Origin of the sequence: Ovoidimarina sediminis, assembly GCF_032586175.1 — a bacterium.
Classification (GTDB): domain Bacteria; phylum Pseudomonadota; class Alphaproteobacteria; order Rhodobacterales; family Rhodobacteraceae; genus Ovoidimarina; species Ovoidimarina sediminis.
Genome location: NZ_JAWHTE010000013.1, coordinates 105,115 through 126,351 on the forward strand (window position 1 = coordinate 105,115; position 21,237 = coordinate 126,351).

At 58.9% G+C, this 21,237-nt stretch carries 17 protein-coding genes, 1 tRNA gene and 1 pseudogene; 12 read left to right on the forward strand and 7 right to left on the reverse strand.

Annotated features, from left to right (window positions below):
• Positions 1 to 399: 399 nt before the first annotated feature.
• A complete protein-coding gene (locus RXV90_RS15590) occupies positions 400 to 894 on the reverse strand; it encodes an Lrp/AsnC ligand binding domain-containing protein (protein WP_316649792.1) in 495 nt (164 codons plus the stop codon).
• Between the two features lie 134 nt (positions 895 to 1,028).
• Between RXV90_RS15590 and putA the strand changes: the two genes are divergently transcribed.
• A complete protein-coding gene (putA, locus tag RXV90_RS15595) occupies positions 1,029 to 4,499 on the forward strand; it encodes a bifunctional proline dehydrogenase/L-glutamate gamma-semialdehyde dehydrogenase PutA (protein WP_316649793.1) in 3,471 nt (1,156 codons plus the stop codon).
• Positions 4,500 to 4,505: 6 nt separating this feature from the next.
• Here putA and RXV90_RS15600 read toward each other — a convergent pair whose 3' ends face one another.
• Together RXV90_RS15600 and RXV90_RS15605 are read right to left on the reverse strand one after the other, a co-directional pair.
• Positions 4,506 to 5,165, reverse strand: a complete 660-nt coding sequence (locus RXV90_RS15600; protein WP_316649794.1) for a DUF4166 domain-containing protein — start codon at positions 5,163 to 5,165, stop codon at positions 4,506 to 4,508.
• 60 nt (positions 5,166 to 5,225) lie between these two features.
• Complete coding sequence (locus tag RXV90_RS15605) at positions 5,226 to 5,795, reverse strand: GbsR/MarR family transcriptional regulator (RefSeq protein WP_316649795.1); 570 nt, start codon at positions 5,793 to 5,795, stop codon at positions 5,226 to 5,228.
• A gap of 119 nt (positions 5,796 to 5,914) precedes the next feature.
• On the opposite strand from RXV90_RS15605, the gene RXV90_RS15610 reads away from it, so the two are divergent.
• From RXV90_RS15610 to RXV90_RS15645, 8 genes are all read left to right on the forward strand, one after another.
• Positions 5,915 to 6,451 (forward strand): GNAT family N-acetyltransferase, encoded by a 537-nt coding sequence (locus RXV90_RS15610; RefSeq protein ID WP_316649796.1) that lies wholly within the window; start codon positions 5,915 to 5,917, stop codon positions 6,449 to 6,451.
• Between the two features lie 214 nt (positions 6,452 to 6,665).
• Positions 6,666 to 7,709: a TRAP transporter substrate-binding protein gene (locus RXV90_RS15615; RefSeq protein ID WP_316649797.1), complete on the forward strand. Its 1,044-nt coding sequence runs from the start codon at positions 6,666 to 6,668 to the stop codon at positions 7,707 to 7,709.
• Positions 7,710 to 7,797: 88 nt separating this feature from the next.
• A complete protein-coding gene (locus tag RXV90_RS15620; protein ID WP_316649798.1) occupies positions 7,798 to 8,598 on the forward strand; it encodes a TRAP transporter small permease subunit in 801 nt (266 codons plus the stop codon).
• Positions 8,599 to 8,601: 3 nt separating this feature from the next.
• Complete coding sequence (locus RXV90_RS15625; RefSeq protein ID WP_316649799.1) at positions 8,602 to 10,041, forward strand: TRAP transporter large permease; 1,440 nt, start codon at positions 8,602 to 8,604, stop codon at positions 10,039 to 10,041.
• 540 nt (positions 10,042 to 10,581) lie between these two features.
• Positions 10,582 to 11,580, forward strand: a complete 999-nt coding sequence (locus RXV90_RS15630; protein ID WP_316649800.1) for a hypothetical protein — start codon at positions 10,582 to 10,584, stop codon at positions 11,578 to 11,580.
• Between the two features lie 67 nt (positions 11,581 to 11,647).
• A complete protein-coding gene (locus RXV90_RS15635) occupies positions 11,648 to 12,538 on the forward strand; it encodes a PAS domain-containing protein (protein WP_316649802.1) in 891 nt (296 codons plus the stop codon).
• Between the two features lie 96 nt (positions 12,539 to 12,634).
• Entirely contained in the window at positions 12,635 to 13,924 is a 1,290-nt protein-coding gene (locus RXV90_RS15640; protein ID WP_316649803.1) for an O-acetylhomoserine aminocarboxypropyltransferase/cysteine synthase family protein, read from the forward strand.
• A 145-nt stretch (positions 13,925 to 14,069) separates the two neighbouring features.
• On the forward strand, positions 14,070 to 17,513 hold the full coding sequence (locus RXV90_RS15645; RefSeq protein ID WP_316649804.1) for a pyruvate carboxylase: 3,444 nt from the start codon (positions 14,070 to 14,072) through the stop codon (positions 17,511 to 17,513).
• Between the two features lie 6 nt (positions 17,514 to 17,519).
• On the opposite strand, the gene RXV90_RS15650 is transcribed toward RXV90_RS15645, so the two are convergent.
• Positions 17,520 to 17,942, reverse strand: a complete 423-nt coding sequence (locus RXV90_RS15650; RefSeq protein WP_316649805.1) for a hypothetical protein — start codon at positions 17,940 to 17,942, stop codon at positions 17,520 to 17,522.
• Positions 17,943 to 18,040: 98 nt separating this feature from the next.
• Here RXV90_RS15650 and RXV90_RS15655 point away from each other — a divergent pair.
• A tRNA-Gly gene (locus RXV90_RS15655) sits at positions 18,041 to 18,115 on the forward strand.
• 112 nt (positions 18,116 to 18,227) lie between these two features.
• On the opposite strand, the pseudogene RXV90_RS15660 reads toward RXV90_RS15655, so the two are convergent.
• Positions 18,228 to 18,455, reverse strand: a pseudogene (locus RXV90_RS15660) (transposase); the annotation flags it as partial.
• 57 nt (positions 18,456 to 18,512) lie between these two features.
• Positions 18,513 to 19,517, reverse strand: a complete 1,005-nt coding sequence (locus RXV90_RS15665) for an IS630 family transposase (RefSeq protein WP_316649806.1) — start codon at positions 19,515 to 19,517, stop codon at positions 18,513 to 18,515.
• A 153-nt stretch (positions 19,518 to 19,670) separates the two neighbouring features.
• Between RXV90_RS15665 and RXV90_RS15670 the strand changes: the two genes are divergently transcribed.
• The gene (locus RXV90_RS15670) at positions 19,671 to 20,033 is read left to right on the forward strand and encodes a hypothetical protein (protein WP_316649807.1); all 363 of its coding nucleotides are present in this window, start codon (positions 19,671 to 19,673) and stop codon (positions 20,031 to 20,033) included.
• Entirely contained in the window at positions 20,030 to 20,266 is a 237-nt protein-coding gene (locus tag RXV90_RS25860) for a TadE/TadG family type IV pilus assembly protein (RefSeq protein ID WP_410482375.1), read from the forward strand. Before RXV90_RS15670 ends, RXV90_RS25860 begins: the two co-directional genes overlap by 4 nt.
• Before the next feature lies 1 nt (position 20,267).
• Here RXV90_RS25860 and RXV90_RS15675 read toward each other — a convergent pair whose 3' ends face one another.
• Entirely contained in the window at positions 20,268 to 21,215 is a 948-nt protein-coding gene (locus RXV90_RS15675) for a hydrogen peroxide-inducible genes activator (RefSeq protein WP_316649808.1), read from the reverse strand.
• Between the last annotated feature and the right edge of the window lie 22 nt (positions 21,216 to 21,237).

Sequence of the window (21,237 nt, forward strand, 5' to 3'; positions counted from 1 at the left end):
AACTCTCCGACTCGTTCACAGGCCTGAAACTCACAGCGCAACAGGGCATCAACATGGCAAATGGCGGGTAAATTCAGGAGAAGAGCGGTTCGAGACGGTGGCCGAAGAGTTGCCGGGTGAAGCCGGGAAAGGCAAACGGCCTGGCTTGGTATCAGAGATCCAGGGGGATTTCGGCCAATCAAGCGGCATAACAACTTCAATTGCCATGCGGGTTCTCGCCTCCAGTGCGAACTCTTCCCAGATCGAGATCGTACACCTCAAGCAGATCGATCCCGCCACAGAAGCGCGCGGAGTAGCCCGCCGGGTTTGCAACAGGGACCGACTTGGCGGAGCAGAAGTTTAAGTGGCTCCCGCCCAGAAATCCGGAACGGAAACCAGAAACAAATCCAACGCCCGACGTCAGCCGAGAATGTCGCCGAGGACCACATCCGAGGCGACGCTGTCATCCTTCACGGATTCCATAGCAACATAGGTAGACGTGCCCGCAACGTACGGAAGCGCCGAAATCACCTCGCCCAGGACATGACGGTAGTCTCGCATATCGCGAGTGCGAACCTTGAGCAGGTAATCGAATGAACCCGCAATCATATGGCAGCTTTCGATCTCGGGCACACCCTGTACAGCGCGATTGAAGGCGCGGAGGGCGGGCTCGGTCGTTTCGGTCAACCGCACCTCGGCAAAAGCCACGTGATCGCGGCCGAGACGCGCAGGATCGAGTATCGCGCGGAACCCCAGGATGAAACCATCAGCGATCAGCCGCTTCATCCGCGCCTGGCACGGCGTCTTCGAAAGACCCACTCGCGAAGCGAGTTCAGTCACCGTGAGGCGGCCGTCATTGGCCAATTCAGCCAATATGCGCCTATCAATTCGATCAAGTTCACTGTGCTCCGCCATAATTCCCAGTATATTTCCCCAAATTCCCCTAATCTATAGTCGTTTCACCTCAATAGCGATCGGATTTGGTCAGATTGCCTTCCCATGACAGAGTATATGGGCAAGATCGCTGCTTAATCGGGGCCCGCTCCACCATGACCAATTCATCCTACACCGAACGCCGGACACTGCATGAACTTCATACAGGAGACGAAGCCGCGCTCCTCGATGCTCTGATGGAGAGATACCCCTTTTCTGCGGACGAGCGGACGGCGGCGGCCTCAGACGCGGCGGATCTGGTGCGTCGGATTCGCGCGGACGATGCTCCGGGGCTCATGGAGGTTTTTCTGGCTGAGTACGGCCTTTCGACTGAGGAGGGTATCGCACTTATGTGTCTGGCCGAGGCGCTTTTGCGGGTTCCCGATGCGGAGACCATGGATGCGCTGATCGAGGACAAGATCGCACCGTCGCATTGGGGCGCGCACCTCGGGAAATCCTCTTCCCCGCTTGTGAACGCCTCCACCTGGGCCCTAATGCTGACAGGCAAGGTCCTTCAGGACGGGCGCGGGCTGGCACATGTTCTCCAGGATGCTGTGCGGCGGCTGGGGGAGCCCGTGATCCGCACCGCCGTCGGCAGAGCGATGCGGGAACTGGGTGCGCAGTTCGTGCTCGGCGAAACGATCGAAGAGGCCGTTAAGCGTGGCCGGAAGTCGGTAGAGCGCGGCTACACCTATTCCTACGACATGCTGGGAGAGGCCGCGCGAACCGAAGCTGACGCCGCCGCTTATGATGCGGCCTATCACGATGCGATCCGGCGGCTGGCGCAGCAAGTCAAAGGAACAGTGCGGGACGCGCCGGGAATATCGATCAAGCTATCGGCGCTTCATCCACGATACGAGGAGCGGCAGCGAACGCGTGTGATGGACGAGCTTGTGCCGCGTGCGAGAGCACTGGCATTGGCGGCGCGCGAAGCGGGCATGGGGCTCAACATCGACGCCGAAGAGGCCGACCGGCTTGAGCTTTCGATGGATGTGATCGAGGCGGTGCTGGAAGATCCCGCACTCGCTGGCTGGGACGGCTTCGGCATCGTGGTGCAAGCCTACGGCAAGCGGGCCGAAGCGGTGATCGACTGGTTCCACGCGCTGGCCGAGCGGCTTGACCGAAAAGTGATGTTGCGTCTCGTCAAGGGCGCGTACTGGGACACCGAAATCAAGCGAGCTCAGGTGGAAGGGCTCAAGAGTTTTCCTGTTTGGACGCGGAAGGCGGCAACCGATGTTGCCTATCTTAGCCTCGCGAAAAAGCTCTTGGGTATGACCGACCGGATCTACCCGCAATTCGCAACCCATAACGCGCACTCGGTGGCGGCGATTCTGAAGGTGTCCGGCGACCGCACCGCGTTTGAGTTCCAGCGGCTCCACGGTATGGGCGGATCGCTTCATGATCTCGTAATGAAGGATGCGGATACGCGATGCCGGATCTATGCACCGGTGGGAGCACATCGCGACCTTCTGGCGTATCTCGTAAGACGTCTTTTGGAGAACGGGGCGAATTCGTCCTTCGTGAACCAGATCGTCGACGAGGATGTGCCGCCCGAAGTCGTGGCGGCCGATCCTTTCGAAGCTCTCGCTGGGTCGGGAAGCAACCGGGCGGTGGTGCCGCCGGGCGATCTTTATCTTCCGGAACGGCCCAATTCGATCGGTTGGGATCTGGCTGATCGAGCCGATTTTGGAGAGATCGACGAAGCTCGACTGCCTTTTCGAACGACCATGTTCGAGGCGGGGCCACTTATGGCGGCGGTTGCACGCAATGGTGAGGACCGCGAAGTGCTCGACCCTGCAACCGGGGCCGTTGTGGGGCGTGTGCACGATGCTTCCGACCATGATGTCAACGCTGCATTGAATGCGGCGGCGCCGTGGACCGCAACCGCAAGAGAGCGTGCCGATGTCCTCAACCGTGCCGCCGATCTGTACGAGTCGCGGTTTGGAGAAGCGTTCGCGCTTCTGGCGCGCGAGGCAGGCAAAACGCCGGACGACGCGGTTGCCGAATTGCGCGAGGCGGTGGATTTCCTGCGCTACTACGCTGCCCGCGGACAAGAGAGCGATGCACCAGCGCGAGGGATCTTTACCTGTATCTCTCCTTGGAACTTCCCACTTGCGATTTTCACAGGGCAAGTGGCGGGAGCACTGGCCGCAGGGAACGGGGTTCTTGCGAAGCCAGCGGAATCGACCGTTCTTACCGCGGCCTGGGCCGTGCGCATCCTGCACGAGGCCGGAGTGCCGCGCGAGGTTCTGCAGCTTGTCCCTGGCGACGGGACCATCGTCGGGCGGAAACTGACCTCGGATGCACGGGTTGCAGGAGTTGCTTTCACGGGGTCAACCGACACAGCCCAGGCCATCAACCGGGCGATGGCAGGCAAACTTGAACCGACTGCGCCCCTGATTGCCGAGACCGGCGGTCTTAATGCGATGATCGTCGACTCCACAGCCCTCCCGGAACAAGCGGTGCGCGATCTTGTGTTGTCGGCGTTCCGTTCCGCGGGGCAACGCTGTTCGGCCTGTCGCATTCTCTACGTACAATCCGATGTAGCCGACGCCGTGCTCGAGATGCTGGAAGGCGCTATGGCGGAGCTGACATTGGGCGACCCCTGGGACCTGTCAACCGATGTCGGCCCGGTAATCGATGAGGCCGCACGTGCAGATATCCAGGCGCATGTCGACAAGGCACGGGCCGAAGGCCGGCTGGTCCGGCAACTCGACGTACCGGCGAACGGGCATTTCGTAGGGCCTGCGCTCATCCTCGTGAAGGGTATCGCAGACATGGAGCGTGAAGTCTTCGGGCCGGTCCTGCATGTGGCAACCTTCGAGGCCGACGACCTCGATCGCGTGATCGACGCGATCAACGATCGTGGATTCGGGCTGACCTTCGGAATTCACAGCCGGATTGACGACCGGGTGGATCAGGTCGCGCGGCGCTTAAAGGTTGGGAATATATACGTGAACCGAAACCAAATCGGGGCCATTGTTGGATCGCAGCCGTTTGGTGGCGAGGGGCTTTCAGGCACTGGGCCAAAAGCTGGCGGACCATCCTACGTTGCGCGCTTTACGCGACCGGGCCGGCGGAAGGCCACCGCAGGACAGGGCCGAGCCGCGGATGTTGCCGAGGTGACGCGAGCGATAAGAGCCGCCGGGCGGCCCGGCGACACGCCGACGTCGAGCCTCTCATTGCCGGGACCCACGGGGGAATCGAACCGGTTGTCGACCTATGGGCGAGGCGTGATCCTCTGTCTTGGTCCGACGGCGGGACTCGCAGAGGAACAAGCGCGACTGGTGCGCGGCGCGGGCTCTGTCCCCGTGATCGTGGCCCCCGGCGCCGAGAGCAAGGGATCCATTGACGGCGTTCTGGCACGCGATGCGCTTAGTGAACTTCAAGGTATAGATGGGGTTGCACTGTGGTCTGATGCTGACGACCTGAGGGCTGCACGGATTGCTCTCGCCGCGCGAAATGGGCCGATCCTTCCGCTTTTGGCCGAAGACGATATCGAGGATCGGGCGGTTCTGGAGCGGCACGTTTGCGTTGATACGACAGCTGCGGGCGGAAACGCGCGGCTTCTGGCGCAGTCGGCGTAATGGATCTCAAGCATGGTGCGGGCCAGCGTCGCGGAACACCGCATCCTGGCTCAGCACCTCGCCAAAAAGCGAATGCGTCAGCCTCAGAGAGAAGCGGAAACACCCCGTGCCCTCGTCATGGTGCCCGATTTCAAGAGCACCGGGCGTAAGCCAGCGAGGTAGGCGAAGCCGCAGGCCAAGGGCTTCGAAAAAGTAGTGGTCGCTTTCAAAGATCAGTGACGACGGAGCCGCGCGGATTCGAAGCGCCATGCCGATGCCGTATCCGATGTATTCCTCCAGCCCCGTAACACCGCGGAATCGTTTGGAACTGTGGACGACCTGCGGAAAGCCGGCTGCGCGGCTGTATTGGCGGATCCAGAACTGGCCTCCGGTGCTGCCGTCTTCGGTGACGACCACAACCGCCGCTTGCCCCACGGAGGAGACATCGTAAGGAAGCGGTGCTCCCACCGGGCGCAGGATCTGTGCGAGAATCCAGCCCATGATCGAGAACCGCATTGCCGTGACTTCGCCCTGATAGGTAACGCTCATTCCCGCGCGGAGGCGCTTGCCGAAACGGGCCTGCACCGCCTCGGGGAGGCCTGCCCAGGCGCTATCCCCGAGAAGAGCCCGAAAACGGTTGTCGGACTGGTAGCTTCCGGTGTCGGCTTTCTGGATCGCTTGCATCATCATTCACTCCATTCTGGTATTTCTGTATTTCCAGAAAAAAACTCATAAAAAAGGGCGCGTTCACCCGCCCCGTTTACCATTGCGACCAATGAGGGAGAAAACCTTGTCCCCCATCGTCAGGAGCGTGTTCAGCCGCGACTTAGGGACCTTGAGCATCTGTGCATACCAACGGTCGGCAGTGTCGAGAAACTCCTTCATCGCTCGCATCCGGTTCAGAACCTCGGGGTGCAAACCCTTTTCCGTTTCTGCCTGAGCAACGCATGCATTGATTGCGGAAATCGCCGGATCAATCTCGCGCTCCTTGCGACCTTGCGCGATCCGCATCGCCATTTCCCAGACATCCGTTTCAGCCTGGAAATATTCTCGCCGGTCCCCTTGAACTGGCACGCGGCGGATAAGCTTCCAGGAAACAAGTTCCTTCAGCGAGTTGGAGACATTCGAGCGCGCGATGCCGAGTTCTTCCGAAATCTGTTCGGCGTTCAGCGGCACCACGCTGAGGTACAGAAGAGCGTGGATCTGGGCAACGGAACGATTGACGCTCCACTGCCCCCCCATGTCACCCCAATAAAGGATGAACTGCTCCCGCGCCGCAGATTTTCGTTCATCCGTATTTACGAAAATTTCTGTCATAACAGAAATATCGGGCAATCCGGAACAAGAGTCAACTCCCGCGATTGGCAGGTATTTGGTGGAACGGTAACGTGGAGATCACAGCATCGGGGAGAACGGGACGCGAGATGTCTAACGGGATGGCAGTTACGATCCGGGAGGCAAGAGAAGACGACATCGCCAGTGTCGCGGCGATCTATGCTGACGCCGTTCTGACTGGGTTCGGAACATTTGAAACCACCCCTCCCAGCGAGGAGGAAATGGCGAAGCGGTACACGGCGCTCGCATCCGCCGGTCACCCCTATCTCGTCGCCGAAATGGAAGGAGTGGTAGTGGGATACGCCCATGCAGGGCCCTACAGGCCGCGGCCGGCCTATCGGAACACAGTCGAGTGTTCAGTTTACGTCGAGAAGGAATCAAAGAGACGGGGCATCGGAAAGAAACTTCTCGAAGCCCTTCTTGAGGCGTCGGAGGAGAAGGGATTTCGGCAGATCGTAGCGGTGATCGGAGACAGCGGGAATACTGCTTCGGTGGCGCTTCACGCGTCTTGCGGGTTTGCGCATGTGGGTACGCTGCGGTCCGTCGGACGGAAGCATGGCCGCTGGCTCGACACGGTGATCGCGCAACGCCCTCTTGGTCGCGCGGACAGCGCAGATCCGGATAGCGAGACACCGTGAGGCTTGATTCGACGGTCAAAAGGCCCCAAGCGGCTGCAAGGTGGCGCCGGAAGGCACAGGAATAAACTTGCGTCTTCGCCGTGTTTCACGCCAAAAATCGTCGCGTCGAGTTCCATTTCGAGAGCAAAAAGTACTCGCGATTAAAGGGACTGGTCATAAATAAACGAAACTGGTAAAGAAACTTCACCAATTTGGAGAAGACGGGAGGATACCCATGAAGTTCAAGGCCCTGGCAGCAGCCAGCCTTATCGCTCTGTCCGCAGGTTCTGCCAGCGCGCAGGAAACTATCGAAATGACGTCTTCCTTCGGGAAGAACCTGCCGATCCTTGGCACCGCGGCGGTCGACTTCGTCGAGAAGATCAACAGCATCTCCGAGGAAGTCGAGTTCGAGCATTTCGATCCCGGCGAACTGGTTCCAACCCTTGAAGCGCTTGACGCCGTTTCGAACGGATCGGTCGACGCCAGCTATGCAACTTCGGGCTATTGGCAGGGCAAGATCACGGCTGCATCGCTTTTCGCTGCTGTACCGTTCGGTCCTGAAGCCGGTGAATTCCTGGCCTGGATGCTCTATGACGATGGTCACGCGTTGTTCCAGCGGATGTATGATGAAGCCGGCTACAACGTGCATGTCCTGCCCTGTGGGATCATCGCCCCGGAAACCTCTGGCTGGTTCAAGAACGAGATCAACTCGCTTTCGGACCTCGAGGGCCTCAACATGCGCTTCTTCGGCCTGGGTGCCGAAGTGATGCAGAAACTGGGTGTCTCGACCTCGCTTCTCGCCGCGGGCGACATCTTCCCGGCCCTAGAGCGTGGCGCGATCGACGCGACCGAGTTCTCGATGCCGCTGATCGACGCGCGCCTCGGCTTCCACAACATCGCGAAGTACAACTACTTCCCCGGCTGGCACCAGCCCGCCACGATGTTTGAACTGCTTGTCAACAAGGACGTCTGGGACGGGCTTGACGAGCGGGCGCAAAAGCAGATCGAAGTGGCCTGCCTTGCAAACATCACGACGAACTACGCAGAAGGCGAAGCCAAGAACTTCCAGGCGATGATCGACAACACCGAACAAAACGGCGTGACGATCAAGAAGTGGTCGCCCGAAGTACTCGCTACTTTGGAATCCACGTGGAACGAGGTGGCCGCAGAACTGGCGGCAGAAGACGCCTTCTTCAAGGAGGTCTGGGACGATCTTCAGGAATTCCGCGCCGGCTACAAGGTGTGGAACGATGCGATCTACCTGCCGCGTCCGCGGTAAGGCCTGAAACATCGATACCTGCCGGGGCGGCTTGCCGCCCCGGTTTTTCACGCGGACCACAGTGCCGCGTGACCAGAAGGGGCGCCACATGCAGAAGACCGAAGAACTGATCCAGCTTTCCGATCCCGGGGAGGTGGGCCGGGCCGAACACAATCGCGGCGACCGGATCGTCGTATGGATCTCGAACTTTTTTGCATGGCTGTTCCCGGCGCTGATGGTCGCGATCTGCGCACAGGTGGTCTTGCGTCAAGCGGGCCACAACCAAGCCTGGCTCGACGATTTCCAGTGGTGGCTCTACGGCGCTGCTGTACTTGTCGGTATCGGCTACGCCGTGACTACGAACAGCCATGTGCGCGTCGACATTTTTTATGACAACTACAGCGATGAAAAGAAGGCCCGCACCGAGGTTGTAGCGCTGGTCTGGCTGTTCCTCCCGTTCATACTTTTGTCGTGGGACGTGACGTTCCACTATGCGGTGGCATCGGTCGTCGCAGACGAAGGCTCGGACAGCCCGAACGGTCTTCACAACCTCTGGATCCTAAAGGTGTTCATGAATGCCGCCTTCCTGTTCATCGCTTTCGCGATCTGGGCGGCTTACGTGCGCAACCTCTCAAAACTGACGGAGCCGACGCTTTTCAAGCAACTGCTGGTTGCCTTCCCTACCGTGTGGTTTGCGATGAACCTCGCCTGTTACTATGCGATCTGGTGGTTTCTGCGGCTGACAAGCGGACCCGATGTATCGGCGCGCGATATCGGCCGGATGGACATATTCGATGAATTCGAGCTTGGGCCTTACGAGATCAAGTACACCGTCGTGATTGCGCTGGTGGCAACAATCGTTCTTCTCATTCTCGTGCGCCTGTTCTCAGGCCGCCGGTCGGGGGCCTGATCGATGGAATGGTTTCTCGCCCATGCGACCGTGAATGAAATCGCCGTACTTGCGATGTTCCTGATGTTCATCTGGATGCTTTTCCGCGGCATTCCGGTTGCAATGGCCCTCGTCGGGGTCAGCCTTGTCTTCATCCTGATTTCGCAGATCGCCCTCGACCCCTATCGCAGCGTGTTTCGCGACGTGATCGCCTTTGACCGCGTCGGGCTCGAATACCAGAGGCTCCTCGCACTTTCGGGGCGGCTGTTCGGCTCAATCGTGAAGAACCCTGTGCTGGTCGCGCTACCGATGTTCATCTTCATGGGGCTCATGTTGGATCAGTCGGGCGTCGCGCAGCGGATGATGCATTCGATGCAGAAGCTGTTCGGTGGATTGCGTGGCGGGCTGTCACTGACGGTTCTTCTGATAGGGATTATCCTCGCGGCCTCGACAGGCGTAATCGGTGCATCGGTCACGCTTCTGGGCGTTATGGCCCTGCCTGCGATGATGGCCCAGAACTACTCCAAACCCATTGCCACGGGCACGATCGCTTCGGCGGGAACGCTGGGTATTCTGATTCCGCCGTCGATCATGCTGGTGATCATGTCGGATCAGCTTGCGATCTCACTGGGCGATCTGTTCATGGGGGCGCTTTTTCCGGGGCTGATCCTGGGGGCTCTCTATATCGTATTCATTGTCATCTACGGCTTCGTTTCGCCGAAATCGATGCCGGCGCCAGAACGCGTCGAGGCGATTCACTGGGCCGAAGTGCGCGACGTTCTTCTGGCCGTGATCCCGCCCCTGTTCCTGATCCTTCTCGTGCTGGGATCGATCTTCGCCGGGATCGCCACCCCGACCGAAGCGTCAGGTCTTGGTGCCGCGGGTGCAACGCTTCTGGCGGCTTTGAACGGCAAGCTGAACTACAAGGTTTTGAAGGAAGTAAGCCGCTCGACGCTGAACACCTCGGGCTACATCGTGGGGATCTTCCTCGCCGCGAACTTCTTTGCCTTTGTCCTGAGGCGCTACGGCGGAGACGAAATTATCGAGCTGATGGTGGGGAACGCTTTCGACGAACCCTACATGACGGTGCTTTTCATCCTCTTCATCGTTTTCCTCCTGGGGTTCCTTCTGGACTGGATCGAGATCACGATAATCATCATGCCGCTGATGCTTCCGATCATCATCGGCCTGAACCTCGACATCCCCGGATTCGACCAGGTGCGCGACCCGTCGGTTGTATGGTTCGCAATTTTGGTGGCGGTAACACTGCAGACGTCGTTCCTGACACCACCCGTGGGCTTCGCCCTGTTCTATCTGAAGGGCGTGTGTCCACCGGGTGTAACGCTTGGGCATATCTATCGCGGGATCATTCCCTTCGTGATCCTGCAGTTGATCGGTCTCTTCATCGTGTTCGAGTTCCCGGCGCTAACCACTTGGTTGCCATCCGTAGCATACGCGGACTAGGCGCTTTCCACACCTGCGCCTCCAACACACCAAAAGGGGCCACATTCGCCAGGAGGCGAATGTGGCCCGAATTCTGTAACAGATTCAGGATTGCGCAAGTCTGCGATCTCTGAAGGCATCATCGAACGACGCCCAAGCAACCGGTTGATTCCATGACGTCGAAACTCAACATGCAGGTTTTCAGCCTCTACCTTGTGCTAATAGTCGGCGGGTGACGCTGCCTCGATCAGAATTGTTGCGATGCTGGGGTCCATCATAGGTGGCTATTACCTTCTCGCTGCGCGGGCCGGGCTGACAGACATATATCGGTGGTGTATCCCGTTAAGGCTTTATGTTGCGGCCTTCATGTCAGGATTGTTTGCCTTCGAATTTGTCGGAGCCGGCATTCTGCTTTTCGCCGCACCCGACATAGCCGGTGCCGCTTGGACGTTTATCGTGCTTCGGAACAACGCTGGGCTTTGACAGGAGGCTGACGACCCCTCGACGCAAGCCCTGTGACCACTATACTCGCGCCAAGACAATGGGCAGGCGACCCGATCGATGCAGACCCCCCAAAGACCCTTCAATATCATGATCGTCGCCCAGCGCGGGCGGCTATCGTTCGAAGCACTGATTTTCGCGGCGAGTCTAAGGGCGCAGGATTCAAAATTCCAAGGGCGTCTCTTCGTGGCGGAACCCAAGGCTGGGCCGTTGTGGTCATTCGATCCAGGTATCCAGCGGGACGACATCCGCGAAGCGCTCGCTCGGCTCGGCTCGGAGGTTGTGCCGTTCGAAAACCGGGTTTTCGGCGAAAGTTACCCCAATGCAAACAAGGCCGAGGGATTAAGTATCCTGCCCGAGGGTGAGCCATTCGTTTTCTTTGACAGCGATACTCTGATCACAGGGCCGCTCAGCGCCCTGCCCTTCGATTTCAGCCGTCCAACGGCCTCGATGCGGCGCGAGGCAACTTGGCCGAAGATCGAACTTTACGGTCCCGGCTACACCGAAACATGGCGAGCGCTCTATGACCGGTTCGGGCTCGACTTCGAAAGCTCGCTCGACCCAAACCATCCCGATGAGTTCTGGCAGAGATACCTCTATTTCAATGCCGGCTGGTTCACAGGGGCGTGTCCCCGGACATTCGGGGCCCGCTTTACGGAGGTCATGCGCGAGATCCGCGACGACACGCCGCCTGAGCTTGTGTGTCAGCCTCTTTACCCCTGGCTCGACCAGATCGCACTGCCGATTGTCATCCACGAACTCGGCGGCGGGCGGCCACCGCCGGACCTGGCACCGTTGGACGACGGAAGGATGGCCTGCCACTGGCGGGCGCTGCCCCTGCTGTATGCGCGGGAGGATGACCGGGTGATTGAAATCCTCAAAGATGTGACAGCCCCAAACTGGTTGAAGAAGACCCTCAAAGAATACGAGCCGTTTCGTCGTATGATCTTCCAGGGCCGGGGGGAAAAGGTAAGGGCGCTGTTCGACCGTGACGCCCTGCCCCGCAAGGAACAAACGATCCGCAACCGGATCAAATCGAAAAACCTTTGGATGCGTTGAGCGCCCCTCTCGGAATTTTTCCGAAACGATGTATAGTCGCCCGAAGTAACGCAGTCGGACTACACAAATGCCCTCTGATCCCTCTCGGACGCGCGAGACCAATACAGCTGATCTCGTTGCAGAAAGCCTGATGCCAGGCCGCCCCGATGCGGTGAGGCGGCTGTTCAATGCACAGGGCGCACCGGCACCCACCATCCTCTGGTCGCCCGAACTTAGTGAACTTCCCAGCCCGCAAATGCGTCGGTTCGCAGCACTTCTGGATACGTGGCGCGACGCTGATGGGCGGGTGCCCCGAGATGATTTTGATCTCGAGGCCTTCGAGGGCCTTAAGGACTGGATCATGCTCGTGGAGCCCGAAGGCGAAAGCTTCCGCTACAGCTATTATGGCAAGGGAATCCAGAACCACTATGGCCGCGACCTGACGGGGTTGTTGACACGCGAGATCGGCGGGCACATCGCCCAGTTCTTCGAGGGTGTTTATCGCGCGGCGCACCAGCGGGGCGAGTGGGTCTATTCCGAACACGAGCCTCCTCAGGCTGTGTTCGTGCGTGCATGGCGCAGGTTGATCGTGCCTCTTTACACCGGGGACGAAGTGATCAGTGCCTTTGCAGTCGTAAACCTGCCGGAGAATGAGCTGCGCGCCGGATTGGAGCTGATGCCCGATCCAGTCTTCGTGATCGCCGAGGATCACAGCGTTCAATACGTGAACCGTGCGGGTTTGAGGTTCTTTGACTTAAGCCCTACCAGGCAACCTGCGGAAAACTTGCAGGACTTGACCGGAATCGCATTGGAAAACGCCGGATCAGCGGAAAATATGCTCGCCGCAGGCCGTGTCGTCGACAGTATCCAGCTAACGCTAAAAGGCGGGATCGCCGAGCGGCTGGTGATGACAGTGAGCGCTGCCGAACATCGCGGCAGGGCATATTATGTCGCGGTAATGCGCCTCATTCCTACCTGAGCTTCCTCCCGGCCCCTCAACACCTGCCGGTTGCCGCGTCGAGCGCGATCCCCTAAACCTGCGCCCAATAATAACGGCACCGTCAGGGAGACGATCATGACCGACAAGAGCCGCGGCTTTGACACGCTGCAGATTCACGGGGGCGCCGCACCCGACCCGGCAACCGGCGCACGACAGACGCCGATCTATCAATCCACCGCGTTCGTTTTTCGTGATGCAGAGCATGCAGCGGCTCTCTTCAACCTTCAGGAAATCGGCTTCATCTATTCTCGCCTGACAAACCCCACGGTTTCGGCACTTGCGGACAGGATCAATGCGCTGGAAGGCGGCGCTGGAACTATTTGCTGCTCGTCGGGACATGCAGCACAAATCATGGCGCTGTTTCCGCTCATGGGACCGGGATGCAATATCGTGGCCTCGACCCGTCTTTACGGCGGAACGGTGACGCAGTTCAGCCAGACGATAAAGCGCTTCGGCTGGTCCTGCACTTTCGTCGATTTCGATGATCTTGCTGCCCTCGAGGGCGCGGTGGACGAGAACACCCGCGCAATCTTCTGTGAATCGATCGCGAACCCCGGCGGGTACATCACCGATCTCGATGCGGTGGCGGACGTTGCGAAAAAGGTGGGCCTGCCGCTGATCGTCGACAATACATCGGCCACACCGTACCTCTGCCGCCCGATCGAGCACGGGGCGACGCTGGTGGTAAACTCGACCACGAAGTACCTGACCGGAAACGGTACCGTCACCGGCGGCGCAATCACGGATTCCGGTAAGTTCGACTGGTCTGCCTCGGGCAAGTTCCCGTCTCTTTCAGAGCCGGAGCCGGCCTATCACGGGCTCGCATTTCATCTGGCACTGGGGCCGATGGCCTTCACATTCCATTCGATTGCCGTTGGATTGCGCGACCTGGGAATGACGATGAACCCGCAAGGAGCACATTACACGCTTCTCGGGATCGAAACTCTTTCACTTCGGATGGACAAGCACGTCGCGAACGCCCGCAAGGTGGCGGAGTGGTTGGAGAATGACGATCGGATCGACTTCGTAACCTATGCCGGTCTCCCTTCATCGCCGTATTACGACCGGGTGGAGCGCATCTGTCCCAAGGGAGCAGGCGCGCTTTTCACTTTCGGCGTGAAGGGTGGGTACGACGCCTGTGTGAAACTGATCGACTCCGTAGAGTTGTTCAGTCACGTGGCGAACCTGGGCGACGCGCGTTCGCTCATCATCCACTCAGCCTCGACCACGCACCGGCAGCTTTCGCCGGAGCAGCAGGAGGCAGCCGGGGCTGCACCCAATGTAGTAAGGGTTTCGATCGGCATCGAAGATCCTGACGATATCATCGCCGATCTCGATCAAGCGCTGGCAAAAGCGACCGCCTGATCCGGAAGCGAAAGGGGGGCGCGGGAGATTACCCGCGCCGCTTTCTTATGCGGTAGGGCTCCGCTTTCCCCTTCTCCTGCCAAGACAGGTTTACGCTGCGCCGCAAAGGCCCTAAGCCTATGCTGCACCCGCGAAGAGAACACCCATGCCCGATTTCAAGAAGATCCTCATCGCCAACCGCGGCGAAATTGCTATTCGCGTCATGCGAGCGGCGAACGAGCTTGGAAAGCGGACCGTTGCGGTCTTCGCCGAAGAGGACAAGCTGAGCCTGCATCGTTTCAAGGCGGACGAAGCATACAGGATCGGCGAAGGCATGGGGCCTGTGCAGGCCTATCTTTCAATCGAAGAGATTATCCGCGTCGCGAAAATGTGTGGGGCGGACGCCATACACCCAGGCTATGGCCTTCTTTCGGAGAACCCCGCTTTCGTGGATGCGTGCGTGGAGGCCGGGATCACATTCATCGGCCCGAAGGCCGAAACGATGCGAGCCCTTGGAGACAAGGCCTCCGCCCGTAAAGTGGCGATCAAGGCTGGTGTACCTGTGATCCCCGCCACCGAAGTGCTGGGCGACGACATGGAGGCGATCCGGAAAAACGCCGAGGAGATCGGCTACCCACTCATGCTCAAGGCCTCGTGGGGCGGTGGTGGTCGGGGAATGCGCCCGATCAACGGCCCCGAGGAACTTGAGGACAAGGTGCGTGAGGGTCGCCGCGAGGCGGAGGCTGCCTTTGGCAATGGCGAAGGCTATCTCGAGAAGATGATCCTCAAGGCGCGCCATGTAGAAGTGCAAATTCTCGGCGACGCTCAGGGAAATATCTACCACCTTTGGGAGCGTGACTGTTCGGTGCAGCGGCGCAATCAGAAAGTGGTGGAGAGAGCCCCTGCCCCGTATCTCTCGCCTGCCCAGCGCGAGGAGCTGTGCAACCTCGGCAAGAAGATCGCCGAAGCCGTGAACTACGAATGCGCGGGTACCATTGAGTTCCTGATGGATATGGCCACCGGCAAATTCTACTTCATCGAAGTGAACCCGCGCGTGCAGGTCGAGCATACGGTGACGGAAGAAGTAACCGGAATCGATATCGTGCAGGCGCAGATCCTGATCGCTGAAGGCAAATCGCTGATCGAGGCGACAGGCAAGGCCTCGCAATACGACGTCATGCTCAACGGCCACGCTATCCAGTGCCGGATCACGACCGAAGACCCGACTAACAACTTCATTCCGGATTATGGCCGGATCAGTGCCTACCGGGGCGCAACCGGCATGGGCATCCGTCTTGACGGGGGCACGGCCTATTCCGGCGCGGTGATCACGCGCTACTACGACAGCCTTCTGGAAAAGGTGACGGCCTGGGCGCCAACGCCTGAAGCGGCAATTGCGCGGATGGATCGGGCCCTGCGCGAATTCCGCATCCGGGGCGTTTCGACCAATATTGCCTTTGTCGAGAACCTTCTGAAGCACCCGGTATTCCTCAACAACGAGTACCACACAAAGTTCATCGACCAGACGCCGGAACTCTTCGAGTTCACCCCGCGGCGGGACCGGGCAACGCGGCTTCTGACCTATATCGCGGACATCACGGTGAATGGGCATCCTGAAACCCAAGGGCGGCCGCGCCCGCCTACAGATGCAAGGCGCCCCATCGCGCCCCCGCTTCGCACAGAGACACCCGTGCCGGGTACGAAACAGATCCTGGACGAAAGGGGCCCACAGGCCCTGGCCGATTGGTTGGCCAAGCAGAAGCGGGTTCTGATCACCGACACGACGATGCGGGATGGGCACCAGTCGCTTCTGGCCACGCGAATGCGCTCGATAGATATGGTGCGCGTTACGCCGGCCTACGCAGCGAACCTGCCCGAACTCTTCAGCGTCGAATGCTGGGGAGGCGCCACCTTCGATGTGGCCTATCGTTTTCTCGACGAATGCCCCTGGCAGCGCTTGAGGGATATCCGCACGCGGTTGCCCAACATCATGACACAGATGCTCCTGAGGGGTGCGAACGGGGTTGGTTACACGAACTACCCCGACAATGTAGTCGAGGCATTTGTGAAGCACGCGGCCGAAACCGGGATTGATGTGTTCCGCGTCTTCGACAGCCTGAACTGGGTGGAGAACATGCGCGTCGCGATGGACGCGGTGGTCGAAAACAACAAGCTCTGCGAAGGTACGATCTGCTATACCGGGGACATCCTGAACCCGGAGCGCGCGAAGTATGACCTGAAGTACTACGTCGCGATGGGCCAAGAGTTGAAGGCCGCGGGCGCGCACATGATCGGCCTTAAAGATATGGCGGGGTTGTTGAAGCCCGATGCGGCGCGGGTGTTGATCAAGGCGCTGAAGGAAGAGGTGGGCTTGCCGGTTCACTTCCACACCCATGACACGGCCGGAATTGCCTGTGCGACGATCTTGGCTGCCGCGGAAGCGGGCGTTGATGCTGTCGATTGCGCGATGGACGCGCTGAGCGGAAACACGAGCCAGGCGACGCTCGGCACCGTTGTAGAAATGCTCCAGCATTCTGAGCGGGCAACCGGGCTCGACATTGGCGCGATCCGAGAGATCTCCAACTACTTCGAGACGGTTCGCACGCACTACGCCGCTTTCGAAAGTGGAATGCAGGCACCGGCGTCAGAGGTGTACCTGCATGAAATGCCGGGTGGGCAGTTCACGAATCTCAAGGCGCAGGCGCGCTCCCTCGGCCTTGAGGAGCGTTGGCACGAGGTGGCGCAAATGTATGCCGACGTGAACCATATGTTCGGCGACATCGTGAAAGTAACGCCCTCGTCCAAGGTGGTTGGCGACATGGCCCTGATGATGGTGAGCCAGGGTCTGACGCGGGCGGACGTTGAGGACCCCAAAAAGGATGTGGCCTTCCCCGACAGCGTGATCGATATGATGCGTGGCAATCTCGGCCAGCCGCCGGGTGGCTTCCCCGCTGTGATCGTAAAGAAAGCTTTAAAAGGCGAGGCGCCTGTTACCGAAAGGCCCGGTAAGCACGTGCCGCCGCGGGATCTGGAGCAAGCCCGGGAAGAAGCATCGAAGGCCCTCGACGGACGCGAGATCACCGACGACGACCTGATGGGCTATCTCATGTATCCCAAGGTCTTTACCGATTACGCGAAACGCCATTCGATCTATGGCCCGGTACGGACACTTCGTACATCGACGTTCTTCTACGGCATGCGGCCCGGGGACGAGATTTCGCCCGAGATCGACCCGGGTGTCCGGCTTGAAATCCGTTGTCAGGCGATTGCCGAAACGAACGCCGAAGGCGAGGCGAAGGTATTCTTTGAAATCAACGGCCAGCCCAGGGTGATCCGCATATTGGACAAGAAGGCGGCCAGCGCGGTTGAGACCCGCCCCAAAGCCGATCCGGGCAACCCCGCCCATATCGGGGCACCTATGCCTGGCGTCGTGGCAACGGTGGCTGCCCAAGCGGGCAAGACAGTCACGGAAGGCGAGCTTCTTCTGACGATCGAGGCGATGAAGATGGAAACCGGTATCCACGCAGACCGCGACGGGACGGTCAAGACTGTGCACGTTGCGCCAGGTGCGCAGATCGATGCGAAGGATTTGTTGATCGAGTTCGAGTAGGCTCGATCAATCGCAGCGATACGCCAGCCCTGTGGCCGTCTGAACCGCGCCGCCAGCGTTCATGTCGCTCCAAACAACGTGGGTCGCTCCGATCCCGCCAGCGCTTGCGATCACCTTGTCCTGCGCAATTCTGAGACCGTTTCCGGCAAAGAGTATTCCGGAATAACGGCTTTCAGTAATGGCGCTCAGGAACCGGCATTCGGCAACCGAGGCCGCATCGACCACGCGCACAGGCGCCGCGGACGCCGCAGTAGCCGGCGCAGTGGCGGTACTCCCGGATGGCGTGCTATTTGACGACCCGCAGGCCGCGAGTATGAGAAGGCAGGGCGCAAGAATTGCTCTGGTCAGCATCAACAAATTCCCTTCAGGAATCACAGCCACGGGCGGGGCCACCAGATTACTATGGCCGGGTTCCTCGTCCATAACCATGCGCCGCCGCACAAATCGACCGGAAAAACGGCTATCCTTCCGAAGATTCCCCTTGCAGGCTCGTCCGGGACTTTATAAATCCCGCCTACCCAATGGATGCGGGCGTAGCTCAGGGGTAGAGCATTACCTTGCCAAGGTAAGGGTCGTGAGTTCGAATCTCATCGCCCGCTCCAATAAAATCAAAGGCTTGCTGGCCGACTGATAGTCTGAAATCCAGCTTTTAACAAGCTTGTTCACACAAAACTGACTGAATCAGTGTGAACGCTTTGGCGACTCTTTCTAGTTGGCAAGGCGCTTCTTCCCGGCCTCCAGGAACTCTTTCGACCAGGAATAATACAGGCTGGTGGCAATTCCTTCGCGCCGGCATAGCGCGGCGATGCTCTCTTCGCCGCGCAGCCCCTCCAGCACGATGCGGATCTTCTCCTCCGCTGAATGAACCTTCCGGGTCTTGCGGCGAATGTCCTTCACGACCTGCTCGGTCGTCGCTTTATGTGGTCCGGATTTCTTTCTCATCTTCACTCCTTGATGGTTCAGATGAGCCAGAAACCCTCCGTTACGAAAACCCTTTAATCAGTCCCACAGGTGCTGATCCCGGACAGCTCGTGCAGGCAATGGCCGCAAATGGATCATCGGCGATTGGTACGTGTTGCGATAGTCTTTGGTGTTGACCCGTTTAACCTCGGCAAGAAATTTCTTCGAGGAGTGCCACGAAGCGGCATCCCACGACAGGTATAGCCTCCGACAGTCGAAGTACTCATGTAGTAGGACGTGCAGGAGCTTGATCATCTCCTCCGTGTCCTTCTTCTTCGAGTAGAAATGGGTGATCTGATTTCGGCTTAGTTCCAAAGCGGCTGTGACTATCAGAAAGCCCTTCGACTGTTGGTATTGAGGAACAGTCGGCTTCGTCCCGCGCTTCACCAAAAGTCGCCCGCCTCGTTCTCGCACTGAGACCGGCCCATATTCGTCGATTGAGAAGAACCGATCCATGGGTCCAAGCCTCCGCAACGTGCGGGTGATATTGATCAACTTTTCACGGTAATCCGGGTCGTTGCTGGTCAAAACCTCGCGTGTCTTGCAGCGTGAGTATCCTTCCTCCCGGAAAATTCGACCCATTGCGTTTTTGGCGATTAGAGTACCCTTGGATTTGAGCACCTCATGAAGAAGGTCGATGGTCCATGTGGTTCGATTGATCCCGTATACGCTCGGCGGTTCATGCAGCGTGGCGAAGAGAGCTTCTCTCAGAGCTTTGTCGTCGTACTTCCTCGGTCTCTCTGGGTAAGCAAATAGTCCCTCATGATCACCATTCTCGAAGCGCCTAGCGAACCTCCTGACCGCCCATCGGGTGTACCCAACGAACTCGGAAATCAGCCCCTCGTTCACTCCTACAAGATAGAACGTGAGTACGAGGGCGCGGTTTCGATAACACCAAGAGCTACTGGCCAATCCGGGCGCGATCTTGTCCAGAAAAATCTCACGACTTTGGTTTGGAACGAGTTCGGAAAGTTGCGAGGAGGTGAAATGGCCCTGCGCGACGTGAGCCATGAAGAGGATAATTGATCTCTCTGTCTCACGCATCTCTGAGTTTTCCCGAGCAAGAGCAATCACTCGGTCGAGAGTCTTCAGGGGAACAGCGGCCTTACAACGTTGCATCCCATATTTGTATCACATCGCAACTCGAGCCCGCCAGAAGATGCCTACCAACTCAGCTACGACCAACTCTATGACCGCATGTCGGAGAATGCTGTCGCCGCACTCTTCCTCGATCAGGATGGGAAAGATGACGCGCGGCTGGACACTTTGCACGCAGCTCATCTCAACGCAGTCTATGTCCCGAACGGCTATGGCGAACTCGACCGGCGGCTCACGGGCAAGGTCGGCGGGCCCGATCATGGCATCTGTGATGCCGCAACATTCGACAATGACATCATCGTCTTCACCATTGCCTTCGAAGCGCCACAGGGCGGGCAGACCCAGATGAGCGAATGTGCGACCGCCGGCGGCTACTATTTCGACGCGAAGGATGGTGTGGAATTGGACGAAGCCTTCCGAGCGATTGCTGGCCAGATCACTACGCTGAGGTTGACCCAATGATCGCTTTCTTCCGCTCCCTGCGTCACTTTTTGCACAACGAAACCGGGAGTGCTTCCATCGAGTTCTGCATCCTGTTCCCGAGTTTCATGCTTGCGATGCTATCGTCAATCGAAGCAGGCCTTATGATGACGCGAAACGTTATGCTTGAGCGTGGCCTGCGCGACCTCTTTGGCCGAAACGATCCTGGGGACCACCGGATCCAGGAAGTCGGGTCAAGCTCGCCACCCCCGTGAACTATCCAAGAACCGCGATTTCGGAAGCTCTACGCTTAAGGATAGCACAAATATCGCTGCCCAGTTCATCGTACTCGCTCTCGCGTGCCGCGCGCTGGCGCCAGACCATGCCTATCGTTCGCGACGGCGCAGTGCCGCGAAACGGCCGGGCGACAACGATATCCTGGTGGGCGACTTCAGATTTGACGTACAATGCCGGCATGAGCGAAAGGCCCATGCCCATCGCCACCATCTGTCTTAATGTATCGAGCGAAGTACCTTCGTAATCATGGGATAGGTGCGCCCCGTACTGAGCACAAATCCGTTCGACCTGTTCGTAAAGCCGGTGGCCAGGTTCGAGAGCAAGGATTGTTTCATCCTTCAGCATGCCAGCCGCAATATCCGTTTGCTCTGCGAAGCGATGGTCATGCGGCATGACGACATACAGGGGTTCGCGGAAGAGCGATCGTGTTTCGAATTCCGCCTCCCGGATCGGGAGCGGAAAGAAGAGCATGTCGAGTGTTCCCGCACCCAGCGCTTCTATGAGGTGCCGGGGCAGCCCCTCGCGAACATAAAGTTTGAGCTGTGGGTGGCTCTTGTGAAGATCCGGAACAATAAGCGGCAAAAGGTATGACCCCAGGGTCTGGACCACGCCGACCTTGATTGTGCTTTGCAGCTTGCCCTGATGAAGCACGGCAAGGGTGCGGATCTCATCGACCTCACGCAACGCCCGTCGTGCATGTTCGGCGATCGCCTCTCCGAGTGGCGTAATCACGACATGGGAACGCGAACGCTCGACGAGCACCGCGCCCAGCTTTGCCTCCAATTCCTTGATCTGTGCCGAAAGCGTCGGCTGCGTGACGTTGCAAGCCTCCGCAGCGCGGCGGAAATGCCGAGTTTCGGTGACTGCAAGCAGATATCGTAGTTGCTGGATCGTTGGCATGAACACCTGATAGATAATTTCTATCAATTTTCAAACAATTTTCGATTTG

What these genes read in the sequence shown, in the direction of transcription:
- RXV90_RS15670 (WP_316649807.1), top strand. Translation starts at nt 19,671, where the DNA reads ATGTCGGAGAATGCTGTCGCCGCACTCTTCCTCGATCAGGATGGGAAA.
- RXV90_RS15635 (WP_316649802.1), top strand. Translation starts at nt 11,648, where the DNA reads ATGCCCTCTGATCCCTCTCGGACGCGCGAGACCAATACAGCTGATCTC.
- RXV90_RS15640 (WP_316649803.1), top strand. Translation starts at nt 12,635, where the DNA reads ATGACCGACAAGAGCCGCGGCTTTGACACGCTGCAGATTCACGGGGGC.
- RXV90_RS15620 (WP_316649798.1), top strand. Translation starts at nt 7,798, where the DNA reads ATGCAGAAGACCGAAGAACTGATCCAGCTTTCCGATCCCGGGGAGGTG.
- RXV90_RS15600 (WP_316649794.1), bottom strand. Translation starts at nt 5,165, where the DNA reads ATGATGCAAGCGATCCAGAAAGCCGACACCGGAAGCTACCAGTCCGAC.
- RXV90_RS15610 (WP_316649796.1), top strand. Translation starts at nt 5,915, where the DNA reads ATGGCAGTTACGATCCGGGAGGCAAGAGAAGACGACATCGCCAGTGTC.
- RXV90_RS15615 (WP_316649797.1), top strand. Translation starts at nt 6,666, where the DNA reads ATGAAGTTCAAGGCCCTGGCAGCAGCCAGCCTTATCGCTCTGTCCGCA.
- RXV90_RS15625 (WP_316649799.1), top strand. Translation starts at nt 8,602, where the DNA reads ATGGAATGGTTTCTCGCCCATGCGACCGTGAATGAAATCGCCGTACTT.
- RXV90_RS15590 (WP_316649792.1), bottom strand. Translation starts at nt 894, where the DNA reads ATGGCGGAGCACAGTGAACTTGATCGAATTGATAGGCGCATATTGGCT.
- putA (WP_316649793.1), top strand. Translation starts at nt 1,029, where the DNA reads ATGACCAATTCATCCTACACCGAACGCCGGACACTGCATGAACTTCAT.
- RXV90_RS15650 (WP_316649805.1), bottom strand. Translation starts at nt 17,942, where the DNA reads ATGGTTATGGACGAGGAACCCGGCCATAGTAATCTGGTGGCCCCGCCC.
- RXV90_RS15605 (WP_316649795.1), bottom strand. Translation starts at nt 5,795, where the DNA reads ATGACAGAAATTTTCGTAAATACGGATGAACGAAAATCTGCGGCGCGG.
- RXV90_RS25860 (WP_410482375.1), top strand. Translation starts at nt 20,030, where the DNA reads ATGATCGCTTTCTTCCGCTCCCTGCGTCACTTTTTGCACAACGAAACC.
- RXV90_RS15645 (WP_316649804.1), top strand. Translation starts at nt 14,070, where the DNA reads ATGCCCGATTTCAAGAAGATCCTCATCGCCAACCGCGGCGAAATTGCT.
- RXV90_RS15630 (WP_316649800.1), top strand. Translation starts at nt 10,582, where the DNA reads ATGCAGACCCCCCAAAGACCCTTCAATATCATGATCGTCGCCCAGCGC.
- RXV90_RS15665 (WP_316649806.1), bottom strand. Translation starts at nt 19,517, where the DNA reads ATGCGTGAGACAGAGAGATCAATTATCCTCTTCATGGCTCACGTCGCG.